Origin of the sequence: Pseudomonas sp. YH-1 (genome assembly GCF_051990045.1) — a bacterium.
Taxonomy (GTDB): domain Bacteria; phylum Pseudomonadota; class Gammaproteobacteria; order Pseudomonadales; family Pseudomonadaceae; genus Pseudomonas; species Pseudomonas nicosulfuronedens.
Map to the genome: position 1 here is coordinate 2,809,859 of NZ_CP178184.1, position 14,709 is coordinate 2,824,567.

Annotated in this window: 15 protein-coding genes; 4 read left to right on the plus strand and 11 right to left on the minus strand. The window is 65.8% G+C overall.

Features of this window, described 5'->3' with window-relative positions; translation table 11 throughout:
- The first annotated feature begins 84 nt into the window (after positions 1–84).
- Together ACKI1H_RS13135 and ACKI1H_RS13140 are read left to right on the plus strand one after the other, a co-directional pair.
- On the plus strand, positions 85–555 hold the full coding sequence (locus ACKI1H_RS13135; RefSeq protein WP_138522741.1) for a YMGG-like glycine zipper-containing protein: 471 nt from the start codon (positions 85–87) through the stop codon (positions 553–555).
- Between the two features lie 556 nt (positions 556–1,111).
- The gene (locus tag ACKI1H_RS13140) at positions 1,112–1,321 is read left to right on the plus strand and encodes a cold-shock protein (RefSeq protein ID WP_045209986.1); all 210 of its coding nucleotides are present in this window, start codon (positions 1,112–1,114) and stop codon (positions 1,319–1,321) included.
- Between the two features lie 66 nt (positions 1,322–1,387).
- Here the strand turns inward: ACKI1H_RS13140 and ACKI1H_RS13145 are convergent, their stop codons facing one another.
- From ACKI1H_RS13145 to ACKI1H_RS13165, 5 genes are all read right to left on the minus strand, one after another.
- Positions 1,388–1,759 carry a hypothetical protein gene (locus ACKI1H_RS13145; RefSeq protein WP_081517872.1) on the minus strand — a complete coding sequence of 124 codons (372 nt, stop codon included), beginning with the start codon at positions 1,757–1,759 and terminating at the stop codon, positions 1,388–1,390.
- Between the two features lie 10 nt (positions 1,760–1,769).
- Positions 1,770–2,579, minus strand: a complete 810-nt coding sequence (locus tag ACKI1H_RS13150; protein WP_138522762.1) for a putative RNA methyltransferase — start codon at positions 2,577–2,579, stop codon at positions 1,770–1,772.
- Complete coding sequence (locus ACKI1H_RS13155) at positions 2,579–2,764, minus strand: hypothetical protein (RefSeq protein WP_138522739.1); 186 nt, start codon at positions 2,762–2,764, stop codon at positions 2,579–2,581. Before ACKI1H_RS13155 ends, ACKI1H_RS13150 begins: the two co-directional genes overlap by 1 nt.
- Positions 2,761–3,918 carry a succinyl-diaminopimelate desuccinylase gene (dapE, locus tag ACKI1H_RS13160; protein WP_171049479.1) on the minus strand — a complete coding sequence of 386 codons (1,158 nt, stop codon included), beginning with the start codon at positions 3,916–3,918 and terminating at the stop codon, positions 2,761–2,763. Before dapE ends, ACKI1H_RS13155 begins: the two co-directional genes overlap by 4 nt.
- 83 nt (positions 3,919–4,001) lie before the next feature.
- Positions 4,002–6,602, minus strand: a complete 2,601-nt coding sequence (locus tag ACKI1H_RS13165; RefSeq protein WP_440468571.1) for a glycosyltransferase — start codon at positions 6,600–6,602, stop codon at positions 4,002–4,004.
- A 267-nt stretch (positions 6,603–6,869) separates the two neighbouring features.
- On the opposite strand from ACKI1H_RS13165, the gene tcdA reads away from it, so the two are divergent.
- Positions 6,870–7,676 carry a tRNA cyclic N6-threonylcarbamoyladenosine(37) synthase TcdA gene (tcdA, locus tag ACKI1H_RS13170; protein WP_138522733.1) on the plus strand — a complete coding sequence of 269 codons (807 nt, stop codon included), beginning with the start codon at positions 6,870–6,872 and terminating at the stop codon, positions 7,674–7,676.
- 93 nt (positions 7,677–7,769) lie between these two features.
- On the opposite strand, the gene ACKI1H_RS13175 is transcribed toward tcdA, so the two are convergent.
- The 5 genes from ACKI1H_RS13175 to ACKI1H_RS13195 form a co-directional block, all read right to left on the minus strand.
- Positions 7,770–8,177, minus strand: coding sequence for a SufE family protein (locus ACKI1H_RS13175; protein ID WP_440468572.1), 408 nt, complete (start codon positions 8,175–8,177; stop codon positions 7,770–7,772).
- Positions 8,174–9,379 (minus strand): aminotransferase class V-fold PLP-dependent enzyme, encoded by a 1,206-nt coding sequence (locus ACKI1H_RS13180; RefSeq protein ID WP_440468573.1) that lies wholly within the window; start codon positions 9,377–9,379, stop codon positions 8,174–8,176. The genes ACKI1H_RS13175 and ACKI1H_RS13180 overlap by 4 nt, the downstream gene beginning before the upstream one ends.
- Positions 9,380–9,471: 92 nt before the next feature.
- Positions 9,472–10,506, minus strand: a complete 1,035-nt coding sequence (gene dapD, locus ACKI1H_RS13185; RefSeq protein WP_138522727.1) for a 2,3,4,5-tetrahydropyridine-2,6-dicarboxylate N-succinyltransferase — start codon at positions 10,504–10,506, stop codon at positions 9,472–9,474.
- A gap of 42 nt (positions 10,507–10,548) precedes the next feature.
- On the minus strand, positions 10,549–11,175 hold the full coding sequence (locus ACKI1H_RS13190) for a LysE family translocator (RefSeq protein WP_440468574.1): 627 nt from the start codon (positions 11,173–11,175) through the stop codon (positions 10,549–10,551).
- Positions 11,176–11,186: 11 nt separating this feature from the next.
- Positions 11,187–11,561 carry an ArsC family reductase gene (locus ACKI1H_RS13195; RefSeq protein ID WP_138522723.1) on the minus strand — a complete coding sequence of 125 codons (375 nt, stop codon included), beginning with the start codon at positions 11,559–11,561 and terminating at the stop codon, positions 11,187–11,189.
- 145 nt (positions 11,562–11,706) lie between these two features.
- Here ACKI1H_RS13195 and ACKI1H_RS13200 point away from each other — a divergent pair, with 145 nt between their 5' ends.
- Complete coding sequence (locus ACKI1H_RS13200) at positions 11,707–13,368, plus strand: Na+/H+ antiporter (RefSeq protein WP_440468575.1); 1,662 nt, start codon at positions 11,707–11,709, stop codon at positions 13,366–13,368.
- Between the two features lie 107 nt (positions 13,369–13,475).
- On the opposite strand, the gene dapC is transcribed toward ACKI1H_RS13200, so the two are convergent.
- The gene (gene dapC / locus ACKI1H_RS13205) at positions 13,476–14,672 is read right to left on the minus strand and encodes a succinyldiaminopimelate transaminase (RefSeq protein ID WP_440468576.1); all 1,197 of its coding nucleotides are present in this window, start codon (positions 14,670–14,672) and stop codon (positions 13,476–13,478) included.
- Between the last annotated feature and the right edge of the window lie 37 nt (positions 14,673–14,709).

Consider the following 14,709-nt stretch of genomic DNA (forward strand, 5'->3'; position numbering starts at 1 on the left):
GAGCGCTTGGTCGGCGCGGGCGGACACCCCATGGACTGCGGCTATCCTGCCATTTAGGGGATGACATTCGATGGAGGTTCCGCGATGCGTACGTTCACTTGGGGATGCCTGCTCGCCTTGTCGGTTGCACTGCCCGCCGCGGCCCAGACCGTCGTCCCGCTCAAGGGCCAGAGCAGCCAGCAGATGCAGCAGGACATGAGCGAGTGCAACAGCGTTGCCGCCAGTGCGGCGAGCAGCGCTACTACCAATTCCGACCCGAATGTCGGCGGTCGGGTTCGTGGTGCGGCCAGGGGAGCGGCAGCCGGCGCCGTGGCGGCGGAGGTGCGTGGACAGCGGCATGATGAGGTTTACGACCGCGTCAGTGACGATGCCAAGCAGCAGTATCGGCAAAACCGAGCGGGCGATGCCGCCTCCGCGGGGGCTGTGGTCGGAGCTTCGCGCCAGCGCCAGGACCGCCGGCAGGATCGTCGCACGCAGAACGAGGCACAGAGCACTGCCAGCGCCAGCGCGTACAGCGGTTGCCTGCAAGGTCGGGGCTATCAGGTTAGTCCCTGAGCGTCCGGGACCTTTGATGGTGCACGACTGGCTGCGTATCAGGTGCGGCCAGTCGGCGTTTTATGGCCGTTATTCATCGAGCCCAATGGATTGGCGGACGGCCAATTCAGCAGATAAATGATCAGGCATATTGCTGTAGCCGAAACTGCAGGACGCATTCTGGCTGCGTCTGATAGACATTTCCGGAGATCGGCGAAAACGGATGAACGGGAACGAAACTACCCGCTGTTAATGCGCGAAAGTGCGAAAGGGTCCACGTTCGAAACACTTTCGTTACGCTGGGTAACGAGCACCAAAATGGCTCTGCAGGCCCCGAAAAATGGCACTTTGGCCTGATTGGTCATAGGGTCGTGGAGTTGATGAAAAAGTGCTTTTCAGCTGTAACTTTTGATTTATATACTCGGGAGCGCTGTCGCCCTTGGGCGTTATTCGAATTACCTTCCTACGTGCCTTTCGGCGCGGGTTGGATGATAAGGAAAGCGTTCAGCCGGCGACTGCCGAAGTCCTCATTCCCGGGGGCCATCCAAAAATAATAGGCAAGTTGGAGAGTGTGGTAATGGCTGATCGTGAGGTCGGAACCGTCAAGTGGTTCAATGACGCCAAAGGTTATGGATTCATTCAACGCGATAGCGGTCCGGACGTTTTCGTTCACTACCGTGCCATTCGTGGCGATGGTCACCGCTCCCTGGTCGAAGGCCAGAAAGTGGAGTTCTCGGTGATCCAGGGTCAGAAAGGCCTCCAGGCAGAAGACGTCTCGAAGGTCTGAGCCCCCGAAATCAAAGGCCCGTCCAATGGACGGGCCTTTGATTTTCACACTCTGCCGGCGGCGGTTTCAGCCCGTGCGCCAGGTAATCTCTTCGACGCCCGCAGCAGTCACTTTCAGCCAGCGGTCCGCGTCTTCCTCGCCCTGATCCTCGCTCCAGCTGCCCGGTGCGCAGCGCACCTCCACTTCCAGAGCGGCGCAGGCGTCGCGGGCGCAGGCGACATCGTCGTCCCACGGGGTCTTGTCGCTGTCCAGGAACAGGCTGTTCCACTTGCCCACGGCCTTGGGCAGCCAGGTGGCGGGAATGCTGCCGGCCGTGCACTTGAAGGTCTCGCCCTGGGCGCGCCATTCGGAGCAGGGGCCAAGGGCCTTTTCCAGCCAGGCGCCGACGGCGGCCTGGTCGGCATCCTTGATGTAGATCTCGATATCCGGTTGGCGCATGGCGTCCTCGTCAGGGTTCTTGGCGTTGCAGCCAATCGTAGCGTACCGCGACCGTCACCTCGAAGGGCTCGGCGAGGATGCGCTCGCGCCGCTCAGGATTGACCCGCCAGCCGTGGGGTGTCATCGCCAGCAGGTGCTCGCGGGCTTCGCGGGTGTGCAGCGGCAGCTTGAAGCTCAGTTGTTCGGTATGCGCCAGTTTCAGTTCTTCGGGCAGGTCGGCGAGGTGCTTGTCCTCAACGTACTCGCGAACTTCGTCGTACAGGCGCTGGCGCAGCTCCAGCAGATGGTCGCGCGCCGGGCCCAGGCGCAGCACACCGCCGCCGGGAGTGAGCAGACGCGTCGCTTCCTTCCAGTCGATCGGGCTGAACACGCTGGCCAGCAACTGGCAGGACGTATCGGCCAGCGGTACGCGGGCCATGCTGGCGACCATCCAGGTCAGTTGCGGGGCGCGCTTGCAGGCGCGTTTGACGGCCTCGCGGGAGATATCCAGTGCATAGCCATCGGCCTGCGGCAGGGCTTCGCCCAGCTGCGCGGTGTAGTAACCCTCACCACAACCGATGTCCAGCCAGCGCCCCGGAGCGCGCTCTGCGGCCAGTTCAGCCAGGCGCCCGGCCAGTGGCGCGTAGTGGCCGGCGCCGAGGAAGAGCCGGCGCGCCTCGACCATGGCGGCGTTGTCGCCCGGATCGAGGCTCTTCTTGTGCTGCACCGGCAGCAGGTTCAGGTAACCCTGGCGGGCGCGGTCGAAGCGGTGGCCGGCAGAACAGGCGACACCGTTGTCGACCTCGGTCAGCGCCTCGCGGCACAGCGGGCAGATCAGCATCATTTCTTCCCTTGCGGCGGCACCAGCGGCTGCGGCAGGTCGTTGCGCAGTACAGTCGGCAGCGAGCGGCGGCGCTGGGCGATCTGATACACGCGCAGGGAGTAACGGCGCTCGGCGGCTGGCGCGGGCGGCGGAGTGTCGGGCTGTACGGCGCCCAGGCAGAAGCCCTTGTTCGGTCCACTCATGCCAGCAGTCGCACCAGGGTCTGGTAATAGATTTCGGTCAGCACATCGAGGTCGCTGGCCAGCACACGTTCGTCCACCTGGTGGATGGTGGCGTTCACCGGGCCGAGCTCGACCACCTGGGTGCCCATGGTGGCGATGAAGCGGCCATCGGAGGTACCGCCGGAGGTCGACGGGGTGGTCTCGCGACCAGTCACCGCGCGAATCGCCGCCGCTACGCCATCGAGCAGTTCACCCGGCTGGGTGAGGAAAGGCAGGCCGGACAGCGCCCAGTCGATGTGCCATTCCAGGCCGTGCTTGTCGAGGATCGCCGCGACACGCTGCTGCAGGCCTTCCACGGTGGATTCGGTGGAGAAGCGGAAGTTGAAGATCACCTTAAGCTCGCCAGGGATCACGTTGGTCGCGCCGGTGCCGCCATTGATGTTGGAGATCTGGAAGCTGGTCGGCGGGAAGTAGTCGTTGCCGTTGTCCCAGTGCTCGGCGGCCAGCTCGGCCAGGGCCGGGGCGGCAAGGTGGATCGGGTTCTTAGCCAGGTGCGGGTAGGCCACGTGGCCCTGCTTGCCGCGCACGCTGAGGGTGGCGCCGAGAGAGCCGCGCCGGCCGTTCTTGACGATGTCACCCACCAGGGTGGTGCTCGACGGCTCGCCGACGATGCACCAGTCCAGGCGCTCGTTGCGCGCCTTCAGGCGCTCGACGACGGCCTTGGTGCCGTGATGCGCGGGGCCTTCCTCGTCGCTGGTGATCAGGTAGGCGATGCTGCCGCGGTGCTCGGGGTGATCGGCGACGAAGCGCTCGGTGGCGATGATCATCGACGCCAGGCTGCCTTTCATGTCCGCCGCGCCACGGCCGCAGAGCATGCCGTCGGCGTCGATCAGGGCGTCGAACGGCTGGTGCTGCCAGGCCTGCTCGGGGCCGGTGGGGACCACGTCGGTGTGGCCGGCGAAGCACAGCACCGGGCCGTTGGCGCCGTCGCGGCCCTGGCGCAGGGCCCAGAAGTTATCCACCTCTTCGATGCGCATGGGCTCCAGGGCGAAGCCGCAGGCGTCCAGGCGCTGCATCATCATCTGCTGGCAGTCGGCATCGACCGGTGTGACGGAGGGACGGCGAATCAGCTCGCAGGCGAGGGCCAGTGTCGGCGAGAGGGACATTGAGGGCATCCTGGGGATGGAACGGAAAAAGGCGCCCATCTTAAAGCAAAAACGCCGGCGAATGGCCGGCGTTCTTGGTGGCGGATGGATGGTCAGGCCGCCGGAGTCGCCGGGCTGGCTGCCAGCGCCTCCTGAGCCTTGGGCGCGGCAGACAGCAGCGCCATGACCAGGGCGGCGAGGTAGGGCAGCGACTGCACCAGCAGCATGGCCACCCAGAACATCATGTCGCGGCTTGGTACGCCCTGCACCAGCACGATGCCCAGCGCCGCGCCCCACAGCAGCAGCATGATGAATACCTCCTCACGCGCTTCGGCCAGCGCGACCAGCAGGCCGTGGTTGGAGGCCATCTTCGGTGTGCGGAAGAACGGGATGGTCTTGGTGAACGTCCCGTAGAGCACCGCCTTGGCAATCGTGTGCGACAGCGCAAGGCCAGCCACCGCTGCCTGGAACGAGCGCACGAGGTTCACGCCCACCGCGCGGCGGTAGAGGAACATGATCTTGCCGAACTTGAAGAAGAACAGTGCCAGCGGCGGGATGGCGAAGATCAGCAGCGGCGGGTCGACCCGCTTGGGCACGATGATCATCGCCGAGGACCACAGCAGCGCGCCGACGGTGAAGAAGATGTTCATGCCGTCGGCGATCCACGGCAGCCAGCCGGCGATGAAGTGGTAGCGCTGGCCGAGGGTGAGCTTGCTGTCCTTGCCCTGGAACAGGGCGCGGGCATGGCCCTTCATGATCTGGATGGCGCCATAGGCCCAGCGGAAGCGCTGCTTCTTGTAGTCGATGAAGGTGTCGGGCATCACGCCCTTGCCGAAGCTCTGGTGCGAGTAGGCGGCCGAATAGCCTTTCTCGAATACGCGCAGGCCCAGCTCGGCGTCCTCGCAAATGGTCCAGTCGGCCCACTTGAGCTCGTCCATCACGGTCCGGCGGATCATGGTCATGGTGCCGTGCTGGATGATCGCGTCGCGGTCGTTGCGGGTGACCATGCCGATGTGGAAGAAGCCCTTGTATTCGGCGTAGCAGAGCTTCTTGAAGAGGTTTTCCTCGCCGTCGTGGTAGTCCTGTGGGGACTGCACCACTGCGATCTGCGGGTCGGCGAAGTGCGGCACCATCTGCTTGAGCCAGTTCGGTTCGACGCAGTAGTCGGCATCGATCACCGCCACGACTTCGACGTCCGGCGCGGTGTGCGGCAGGATGTAGTTCAGCGCGCCGCCCTTGAAGCCGGCCAGCGGCGCGACGTGGAAGAAGCGGAAGCGCGGGCCGAGGACTTCGCAGTAATCGCGCACCGGTTCCCAGACCGCCGGGTCCTTGGTGTTGTTGTCGATGATCAGGACTTCGAAGTCCGGATAGTCGAGCCTGGACAGGGCATCCAAGGTCTTCTTCATCATTTCCGGCGGCTCGTTGTAGCAGGGCACGTGGACCGAGACCTTGGGGCGGTAGCCGGAATCGGTGAGTACCGGGTCGAATGGCCGACGGCGCTTGCGTACCCAGACGGTCTCGGCCAGCTCGTGGGCTTCGGTGAGCAGGACGATGAATACGCCCAGTGCGCCAATGCCCAGCAGGCCGCCGACGGTCATGCTGAACCAGGTGCTGTACTGCTGGCTGTAGTCGTAGGCGATCCACACCAGCACCGAGCCGCCAGCGAAGGCGACCACGGTGAGGAAGGTCCGCCCGCGCTGGCGCAGGGCGCTGCCGTCGATCATCAGCAGGGTCAGGGCGAGCAGTGCCATCACCACCGAGGCGACCGCCAGGGCGCGCCATTGCGGGATGTTCACCACCGGCCCGTCGAAATTGAACTTCGGCTGACGCTGGGCGTTGTAGACGCCCCAGTAGGCGCCCACCGAGCCTTCGTCACCGACTTTCCACGGCTGGTCGAAGGCCTCGACGACGAAGTAGTTGTAGCCGCGCTTGTTCAGCGCGTTGGTCAGCGTACGCAGGTAAATCGCCTGATCCGCCTGGGTGGCGTCGGCGCCGCCGCGCATACGGCCATTGCTCGGCCAGCCGACCTCGGCCAACAGCAACGGCTTGCGCGGGAACTTGGCGCGCAGCTCCTTGGCGCGTTCGAGGACGAAGGGCACGGCGTCGTTCATCGCCGTGTATTCCCAGTAGGGCAGCACGTGGGCGGCGATCAGGTCGACGTGCTTGGCCATCTCCGGGTACTTCTCGTAGATGTGCCACTGCTCGGCGGTTGTCACCGGCACCTTCACCGCCTTGCGCACGCGGTCCAGGTAGGCCGTCAGTTGTTCGACGGTGACCTCGCGGCGGAACAGCGCTTCGTTGCCGACTATCACCCGCACCACGCTGCGCGAGTTGTTGGCGATCTCGATGCCGCGCTCGATCTCGGCTTCGTTCTCCGCCTCGTCCGGGCCGATCCAGATGCCGAGGCTGACGCGCATGCCCAGCTCTTCGGCCAGGCGCGGGATGTCGGCCAGCGAACCCTTCACCGAGTAGGTGCGGATGTTGTCGGTGTTCTTGGAGACCAGCTCCAGGTCCGAGCGGATCTCGTCGTCGCTGGGGAACTGGTTCTTCTGCGGATTCTGGTTCAGGCGGAAGGGCGAGAAGGAGAATCCGGAAATGCTCTCCGGCCAGTCGGGAACGCTGACGGGGCGGTTGTAGAGGGCCCAGAAGCCGGTGAAGAGTGCCGCGAGGGCAACGAATACCACCAGGTTGAGGCCGAACTTGCGTGCAGGCATGGTGCAATCGGGTTCCAAAGGGTGGAACGGGGAGGGGCCGGGACAATCTCTGTACGGGATAGCTCGGTCGGGGCGCATCCTACCCCGCACTCCGGGGGCTGTACAGGCTGCCGGCGCCGTCCGCCGTGAGGGCGTTCGTGGGCAATTTCCGACAGTTTAGAATGTGTGGCAGGCGCGTGACTGAGACTGCGGCAATCCGGCTTTGTTGCAGGCGTGCCGATGGCTGCCGGTATAGAATGCCGGCCGTTTCGATGCGAGGTGTGGGCGATGCAACTGGATGAACAGCGTTTCGGCGGAATCGCGCGGCTTTATGGCCGTGAGGGCCTGGAGCGGCTGGCGGCCAGCCATGTGGCGGTGGTCGGGATCGGCGGCGTGGGCTCCTGGGCGGCCGAGGCCCTGGCACGCAGCGGGGTGGGTGAAATTTCGCTGTTCGACCTGGACGACGTCTGCGTTACCAACACCAACCGCCAGGTACACGCCATCCAGGGCGCCGTGGGCAAGCCCAAGGTCGAGGTCATGGCCGAGCGCCTGAAGGCTATCAACCCGGGCATCGTCGTACATGCCGTAGCCGATTTCGTCACCCGCGAAACCATGGCGGACTACATCACCCCCGAGCTGGACTGCGTGATCGACTGCATCGACAGCGTTGCCGCCAAGGCCGCGCTGATCGCTTGGTGCAAGCGTCGCAAACTGCAGATCATCACTACCGGGGGCGCGGGTGGGCAGGTGGACCCGACGCAGATCCAGGTCGCCGACCTGAACAAGACCTTCAACGATCCGCTGGCCGCCAAGGTCCGCTCCACGCTGCGCCGTGACTACAACTTCTCGCGCACGCCGGGGCGGCATTACAGCGTGCAGTGCGTGTTTTCCACCGAGCAGCTGCGTTATCCCAAGCCGGACGGCACGGTGTGCCAGTCCAAGAGCTTTGTGGGTGAAGGGGTGAAGCTGGACTGCGCCGGTGGTTTCGGCGCGGTGATGATGGTCACCGCGACCTTCGGCATGGTCGCGGCGGCGCGGGCTGTGGACAAGGTCGTTGCCGGGGCGCGGCGTCCGTCGGAGCGCGCAGCGGGCTGACCTCGTTGGTAGGAGCGGATTTATCCGCGATGGTCTCCGGCGCGAGGCGGACCTATCGCGGACGGAGCCCGCTCCTACGCACAGGCCAGCGCTTCATGCCGAGATCAAATCCTGCATCCGCTTCAGCACGGCGTTCAGGCCGTTGCTGCGCGACGGCGACAGTTGCCGGCCCAGCCCGAGCTGGTTGAACCAATCCGTCAGGTCGATGGTCGCCAGCTCCGCTTCCGGCATGCCTTCCACCCGCACCAGCAGCAACGCCAGCAGCCCGCGCAGCAGGCGTGCATCGCTGTAAGCGCGGAAGTGCCAGCGCTGATCACGCTGATCCGCCACCAGCCAGACGTTGCTTTCGCAGCCCTGCACGCGTTGTTCGTCGCCAAGCTCGACTTCGCTCAGCGGCTCCAGGCGCTCGCCCCATTGCATCAGCAGGCGGGCGCGTTGCTCCCAGCCCTGTAGGGCGGTGAAAGCTTCCAGCGCCTCGGTGGCAGCGACGGGAAGGCTCATCGCAGCAGTTCCAGGGCGCTGTCCAGTGCGCTGAAGAAGCGCTCGATATCCACGCCGTCGTTGTACAGGCCGAGGGAGACTCGCAGGGCGCCCGAGACATCAAGGGTCTTCATCAGCGGCATGGCGCAGTGATGCCCCGCACGCACGGCGATGCCCTGCTCGGTGAGCAGGTGACCCAGGTCGGAGACGTGCACACCTTCGACCACGAAGCTGGCCAATGCCACGTCTGGCTCGCCTAGCACTCGAACGCCGTCGCGGGCGCGCAGGCCGGCCAGCAGGCGGGCGTGGAGGAAGTCTTCGTGAGCACTGATTTCGGCGTTGTCCTGGGTGGCCAGCCACTCCAGCGTGGCGCCCAGCGCGATCACCGGGCCGATGGGCGGGGTGCCGGCCTCGAAGCCCATGGGGGCGCTGTGGAACTGCGCGTCGAAGTAATCCGCCACGCGCACCATCTCGCCACCGAACTGCCAGTGTGACAGGCGTTCCAGCGCTTCCGGGCGCCCCCAGAGCAGGCCGAGGCCTTCCGGGCCGTAGAGCTTGTGGCTGGAGCAGACGTAGAAGTCGCAGCCCAGCGCCGACAGGTTGTGCCGGCCGTGGACCACGCCCTGAGCTCCATCGACCACGCTCAGTGCACCGTGTTGCCGGGCCATCGCCAGCAGCTCCGGCAGCGGCTGCCAGGTGCCGAGCACGTTGGACAGCTGACTCACGGCGAGCAGGCGGGTGCGCGGGCCGATCAGGTCGACGGCACGGTTCAGGTCGATGCGACCGTCGGCGTCGAGCGGCAGCACCACCAGCTTCAGCCCACGGCGCTGCGCCAGTTGCTGCCAGGGGAACAGGTTGGCGTGGTGTTCCAGCGCGCTGATGACGATCTCATCGCCTGCCTGGAACTGCCCTTCCAGCCCGTAGGCCAGCAGGTTCAGCGCTTCAGTGGCACCACGGGTGAAGATGATCTGCGCCGGGCTGCCGCCATTGAGCCAGTTGGCGGCCAGGGTGCGGGTCGCCTCGAAGGCACGGGTGGCGCGCTCGCCGGGCAGGTGCTGGGCGCGGTGCACGTTGGCGGCGCCGCTGGCGTAGTAGCCGGCGAGGGCGTCGATCATGGCGCGCGGTTTCTGCGCGGTGGCAGCGCTGTCGAGGTAGGTCTGGCCTTCGGCCTCGAAGGCGGCGAGGGCCGGGAAGTCGGAGCGCCAGGGCGAGGGAATGGACATGGGCGTACGGCCGGTTGCGGAAAAAGTAAAACGGGGGCCGCAGCCCCCGCTTCTCCAAGCTTAGTGCGTCCCGCGCGAGCGGGGCGCACAGCTTAGTTGTGCGCGTGCAGCGCCTCGTTCAGCTCGATGGCAGTCTTGTTGGTCTTGCACTCGACTGCGCCGGTCTGGGAATTGCGGCGGAACAGCAAGTCAGCCTGGCCAGCCAGGTCGCGACCCTTGACCACTTTCACCAGGTTGTTCTGGTCGTCCAGCACGGCGATCTTGGTGCCGGCGGTGACGTACAGGCCGGCCTCGACGATGTTGCGGTCGCCCAGCGGGATGCCGATGCCGGCGTTGGCGCCGATCAGGCAGCCTTCGCCAACGCTGATGACGATGTTGCCGCCGCCGGACAGGGTGCCCATGGTGGAGCAACCGCCGCCCAGGTCGGAACCCTTGCCGACGAATACGCCCGCGGAGACGCGGCCTTCGATCATGCCCGGACCTTCAGTGCCGCCGTTGAAGTTGACGAAGCCTTCATGCATCACGGTGGTGCCTTCACCGATGTAGGCGCCCAGGCGCACGCGGGCGGTGTCGGCGATGCGCACGCCGGCCGGGACCACGTAGTCGGTCATCTTCGGGAATTTGTCGACGGAGAAGACTTCCAGCAGTTTGCCCTTCAGGCGCGCTTCCAGTTGCAGCTCGGCCAGCTCGGCCAGGTCGACGGCGCCCTGGTTGGTCCAGGCCACGTTCGGCAGCAGCGGGAAGATGCCGGTCAGGTTCAGGCCGTGCGGCTTGACCAGACGGTGGGACAGCAGGTGCAGCTTCAGGTACGCCTCCGGGGTGGAACTGGGGGCGGCGTCTTCGGCCAGCAGGGTGGCGACCAGCGGCTTCTGGCTTTCGGCAAGGCGGTTGAGCAGGGCGGCCTGGGCGGCGTCGACGGTCTCTACGGCGTCGGCCAGCTGGTAGGCCTGGTGGGCGGTGAAGGCGATCGCCTGGTTGCCGCCTTCGTAGGCCAGCAGCGGGGCGATGGCAGCGACCAGCTCGGCGCTGGGGTTGAGCAGCGGCTGCGCGTAGAAGACTTCCAGCCAGTTGCCCTGGCGGTTCTGGGTGCCGACACCGAAAGCGATGCTGAACAGGGATTTCGACATGTGGGGGATTCCTTGAAAGAGATTCTCGAATAACGATTTCGGTCAGGCCGGACGGCGGCTGAGCAGCAGGCCCAGCCCGGCGCTGCCCAGCAGCGCGGCACAACCACGGTTGAACAGGCGCCGGGCGCGTGCACCGGCGAGCAGCTTGCCGAGGCGGACCCCGGCGAGCCCGTAAAGGGCGATGGCCAGCCACTCCAGGAGCAGGAAGGCCGCGCCGAGTTGGGCGAACTGGGTGCCCACGGCCTGGCGCGGATCGACGAACTGCGGCAGGAACGCGGTGAAGATGAGGATGGCCTTGGGGTTGCCGGCAGCCACCCAGAACTCCTGGCGGGCGAGGCGCCACAGGCTGGTGGCGGCAATCGGGGAGCCATCCACCGACAGGTTCGCTGTCGGGGCGCGCCACAGTTGTACGGCCAGCCACAGCAGGTAGCCTGCGCCCACCAGCTTGATTGCCAGGAACAGCCAGGCCGAGGCCTGCAACACCAGCGCCAGGCCCGAAGCGGCCAGGGCCAGCATGCCGGCGAAAGCGAGCAGCCGTCCGCCACCGGCAAGGGTGGCGCGCAGCAGGCCGAAACGCGCGGCGTTGTTCAGCGACAGCAGGTTGTTCGGTCCCGGCGCCAGGTTCAAGGCGAAGCAGGCGGGGAGGAACAGGGCCCAGGCAATGCTCATCGTGGTGGAGCTCAGGCCAGAGCGGCGGCGTAGGCGTCGGGCTTGAAGCCGACCAGGGTGCGATCACCCAGGTCCAGCACCGGACGCTTGATCATCGACGGCTGGGCAACCATCAGTTCGATGGCCTTGGCCTGGTCGAGATCGGCCTTCTGCGCGTCGTCGAGCTTGCGGAAAGTGGTGCCGGCGCGGTTCAGGACAGTTTCCCAGCCATGCTCGTTGCACCACTGGCGCAGGTGTTCGCGGTCGATACCGCTACTCTTGTAGTCGTGGAAGGCGTAGTCGACACCGTGTTCGTCCAGCCAGACGCGGGCCTTCTTCATGGTGTCGCAAGCCTTGATGCCAAACAGCGTCCGCTGACTCACGGGGCGCTCTCCTTTTCGATACATTTTTCAGGCGCGGGATTATGCCACTTCCGCAGCACTTGCGGGACGCCGCCGGGAGGCCGGCGTATTGCAACAGTTTTTTGCCCGATGCGGGGCTGATCCGGACCGCGGTGGGTGCTTCAATGGAAGGCTGTGCTGGAGTTCGACGATGCAAACCGTTTACACCGTTCTGATCCTGCTGCTGGTCGTGGGGGGAACCCGGCTCGCCGCTCAGTTGATCCCGCTGCCGTTGCCCCTGATCCAGATCGCTGCCGGCGCCGCGCTGGCCTGGCCGAGCCTGGGGCTGCACGTGGGACTGGACCCCGAGCTGTTCATGTTCCTGTTCATCCCGCCGCTGCTGTTCGCCGACGGCTGGCGCATGCCCAAGGGCGAATTCTGGAAGATGCGCTGGCCAATCCTCACCCTGGCCTTCGCACTCGTGCTGTTCACCGTGCTCGGCGGCGGTGTCTTCATTCATCTGCTGATTCCCGAGATTCCCTGGGCGGCGGCCTTCGCCCTGGCGGCGGTGCTGTCGCCCACCGATGCGCTGGCGGTCTCGGCCATCGCCCAGGACCGCCTGCCCAGGCGCCTGATGCACGTGCTGCAGGGCGAAGCCCTGATGAACGACGCTTCCGGCCTGGTGGCCTTCAAGTTCGCCATCGCGGCGGCCATGACGGGGACCTTCTCGCTGATGGATGCCAGCCTGAGTTTCCTGCTGGTGGCGGTCGGCGGTCTGGCCTGCGGGGTGTTCATCAGTTGGCTGTTGGGGCGGATTCGCGGTTGGATGATCCGTCGCGGCTGGGATGATCCGGCTACCCACGTGGTGCTGATGCTACTGTTGCCCTTCGCCTGCTACATGATCGCCGAGGAGCTTGGCGTCTCCGGCATCCTTGCGGCGGTGGCAGCGGGCATGATGCAGAGTTGGGCCGACCTGCTGCCGCGTCAGACCAATACCCGCCTGCTCAACCGCAGCGTCTGGTCGATGCTGGAGTTTGCCTTCAACGGCGTGGTGTTCCTGCTGCTGGGGCTGCAACTGCCGGACATCCTCAAGTCCGTCGCGCATCACGCCGACGATGTAATGTGGCGCTCCTCGCTGCTGCTGTTCTACGTGCTGGCGGTGTTCGCCGTGCTGCTCCTGCTGCGCTTTGGCTGGGTCTGGTGTTACTGGAAGGTCTCCGTGCGCTTCGAACAGTGGTGGGGGATCGAGCTCGGTGGCCGATCGGGCGAGCCGGTATTGCGGCTGTCGGCGATCTCGGCGCTGGGTGGGGTGCGCGGGGCGGTGACGCTGGCGGGCGTACTCTCGGTGCCGTTGCTGCTGCTCGATGGTTCGGCCTTCCCGCAGCGCGATCTGATCATCTTCATCGCCACGGGGGTGATCCTGGTGTCGCTGATCGCTGCCACCATCGGATTACCCATTTTGCTTCGGGGGCTTCCGGCGGCCAGCAATGACCAGCGCGAGCGCGAGGTGCAGTCGGTCTGGCGCAAGACCGCGGCGGCGGCCATTCATATGCTCGAGGGCGAAGAAATGCCCGCCCGTGATGGCGCCGATGCCGACGAAGCGGCCCGGATGGCGGAGCTGAAGGCGCGGCTGATGGCCGAGTATCGCCACGAACTGGACCCGGCGCCGGATAGCCAGGAAGCCCGCGAACGCGCCCGTGGCCTGGAGTTGGCGGATCAGGCTCTACGCATCAAGGCGCTGCGGGCGCAGCGGCTGGAGCTGTATCGCATGCGCCGGGAGCACGAGATCGACGACGAGACCATGCGTGAGGTGCTGGGTGAGCTGGACAGCCAGGAAGCCTGGGTGACCAGCAAGGCGGGGCGCTGGGTGTAGGGCGCTTTGGGCTTTTTTGTAGGAGCTAGCTTGCTCGCGAACCGAACTATCCGGTAGCTCCGGCGTGAAGCGGGTTCGCGAGCAAGCTCGCTCCTACACAAGGCCTTTTATAGACTCAGCACGAACTTCTTGATCCGCTCGGCCGCTTCCACGCACTCGGCCAGCGGAGCCACCAGCGCCATGCGCACGCGGTTGGCGCCGGGGTTCTCGCCGTTCACTTCGCGGGACAGGTAGGAACCCGGCACCACGGTCACGTGCTGCTTGTCGAACAGGCCGCGGCAGAACTCGGTGTCAGCCACCGGGGTCTTTGCCCACAGGTAGAAGCTGCCGTCCGGTCGCTGCACGTCGAGTACGCCGCCGAGGATGTCCAGTACGGCGTCGAACTTCTCGCGGTACAGGTCGCGGTTGGCGCGGACGTGGTCCTCGTCCTTCCAGGCTGCGACACTGGCCAGCTGGGTCTGAACCGGCATGGCACAGCCGTGATAGGTGCGGTACAGGAGGAATTTCTTCAGTACTTCAGCGTCACCGGCGACGAAGCCCGAACGCAGACCCGGCAGGTTGGAACGCTTGGACAGGCTGTGGAATACCACGCAGCGCTTGAAGTCCGAGCGGCCCAGTTCGGCGCAGGCGGTCAGCAGGCCGGCCGGCGGGTTCTGCTCGTCGAAGTACAGTTCGCTGTAGCACTCGTCGGCAGCGATCACGAAGTCGTGTTCATCGGCCAGGGCGATCAGCTTCTTCAATTCGGCGAGGGGAACGAGTGCGCCGGTGGGGTTGCCCGGCGAGCAGAGGAAGAGGATCTGGCAGCGCGCCCAGACGTGCGCCGGGACGGCGTCGAAATCCGGGTTGAAGCCGTTGTCTTCCAGGCAGGGCAGGTAGTGCGGCTCGGCGCCGGCCAGTAGGGCCGCGCCTTCGTAGATCTGGTAGAACGGGTTCGGACTGATCACCAGGCCCTTGGCGTTGCGGTCCACCACAGTCTGGGTGAAGGCGAACAGTGCTTCACGAGTGCCGTTCACCGGCAGCACGTGGCGTGCGGCATCCAGCCAGCCGGCCGGCACCTTGAAGCGGCGCTCGCACCAGGCGGCGATGGCTTCTCGCAGGGCGGGGATGCCCAGGGTGGTCGGGTAGACGGCCAGTTGATCGAGGCTGTCGGCCAGGGCCTTGGCGACGAACTCCGGCGAGCGGTGCTTGGGTTCGCCGATGGACAGCGCGATGGGCTTGAGCTCAGCCGGCGGCTGGGCGCCGGCCAGCAGGGCGCGGAGCTTCTCGAAGGGGTAGGGCTGGAGCGAGTCGAGGGCAGGGTTCATGGCAAGGCTCTTTCTTTCTGACTTTTTACAAGATCGG

Bases quoted from the DNA above. Each gene is read 5' to 3' on its own strand.
- tcdA (WP_138522733.1), top strand. From the start codon at position 6,870: ATGCAACTGGATGAACAGCGTTTCGGCGGAATCGCGCGGCTTTATGGC.
- ACKI1H_RS13140 (WP_045209986.1), top strand. From the start codon at position 1,112: ATGGCTGATCGTGAGGTCGGAACCGTCAAGTGGTTCAATGACGCCAAA.
- ACKI1H_RS13135 (WP_138522741.1), top strand. From the start codon at position 85: ATGCGTACGTTCACTTGGGGATGCCTGCTCGCCTTGTCGGTTGCACTG.
- ACKI1H_RS13175 (WP_440468572.1), bottom strand. From the start codon at position 8,177: ATGAGCCTTCCCGTCGCTGCCACCGAGGCGCTGGAAGCTTTCACCGCC.
- ACKI1H_RS13195 (WP_138522723.1), bottom strand. From the start codon at position 11,561: ATGTATCGAAAAGGAGAGCGCCCCGTGAGTCAGCGGACGCTGTTTGGC.
- ACKI1H_RS13145 (WP_081517872.1), bottom strand. From the start codon at position 1,759: ATGCGCCAACCGGATATCGAGATCTACATCAAGGATGCCGACCAGGCC.
- ACKI1H_RS13165 (WP_440468571.1), bottom strand. From the start codon at position 6,602: ATGCCTGCACGCAAGTTCGGCCTCAACCTGGTGGTATTCGTTGCCCTC.
- dapE (WP_171049479.1), bottom strand. From the start codon at position 3,918: ATGCCCTCAATGTCCCTCTCGCCGACACTGGCCCTCGCCTGCGAGCTG.
- ACKI1H_RS13180 (WP_440468573.1), bottom strand. From the start codon at position 9,379: ATGTCCATTCCCTCGCCCTGGCGCTCCGACTTCCCGGCCCTCGCCGCC.
- ACKI1H_RS13155 (WP_138522739.1), bottom strand. From the start codon at position 2,764: ATGAGTGGACCGAACAAGGGCTTCTGCCTGGGCGCCGTACAGCCCGAC.
- ACKI1H_RS13200 (WP_440468575.1), top strand. From the start codon at position 11,707: ATGCAAACCGTTTACACCGTTCTGATCCTGCTGCTGGTCGTGGGGGGA.
- ACKI1H_RS13190 (WP_440468574.1), bottom strand. From the start codon at position 11,175: ATGAGCATTGCCTGGGCCCTGTTCCTCCCCGCCTGCTTCGCCTTGAAC.
- ACKI1H_RS13150 (WP_138522762.1), bottom strand. From the start codon at position 2,579: ATGCTGATCTGCCCGCTGTGCCGCGAGGCGCTGACCGAGGTCGACAAC.
- dapD (WP_138522727.1), bottom strand. From the start codon at position 10,506: ATGTCGAAATCCCTGTTCAGCATCGCTTTCGGTGTCGGCACCCAGAAC.
- dapC (WP_440468576.1), bottom strand. From the start codon at position 14,672: ATGAACCCTGCCCTCGACTCGCTCCAGCCCTACCCCTTCGAGAAGCTC.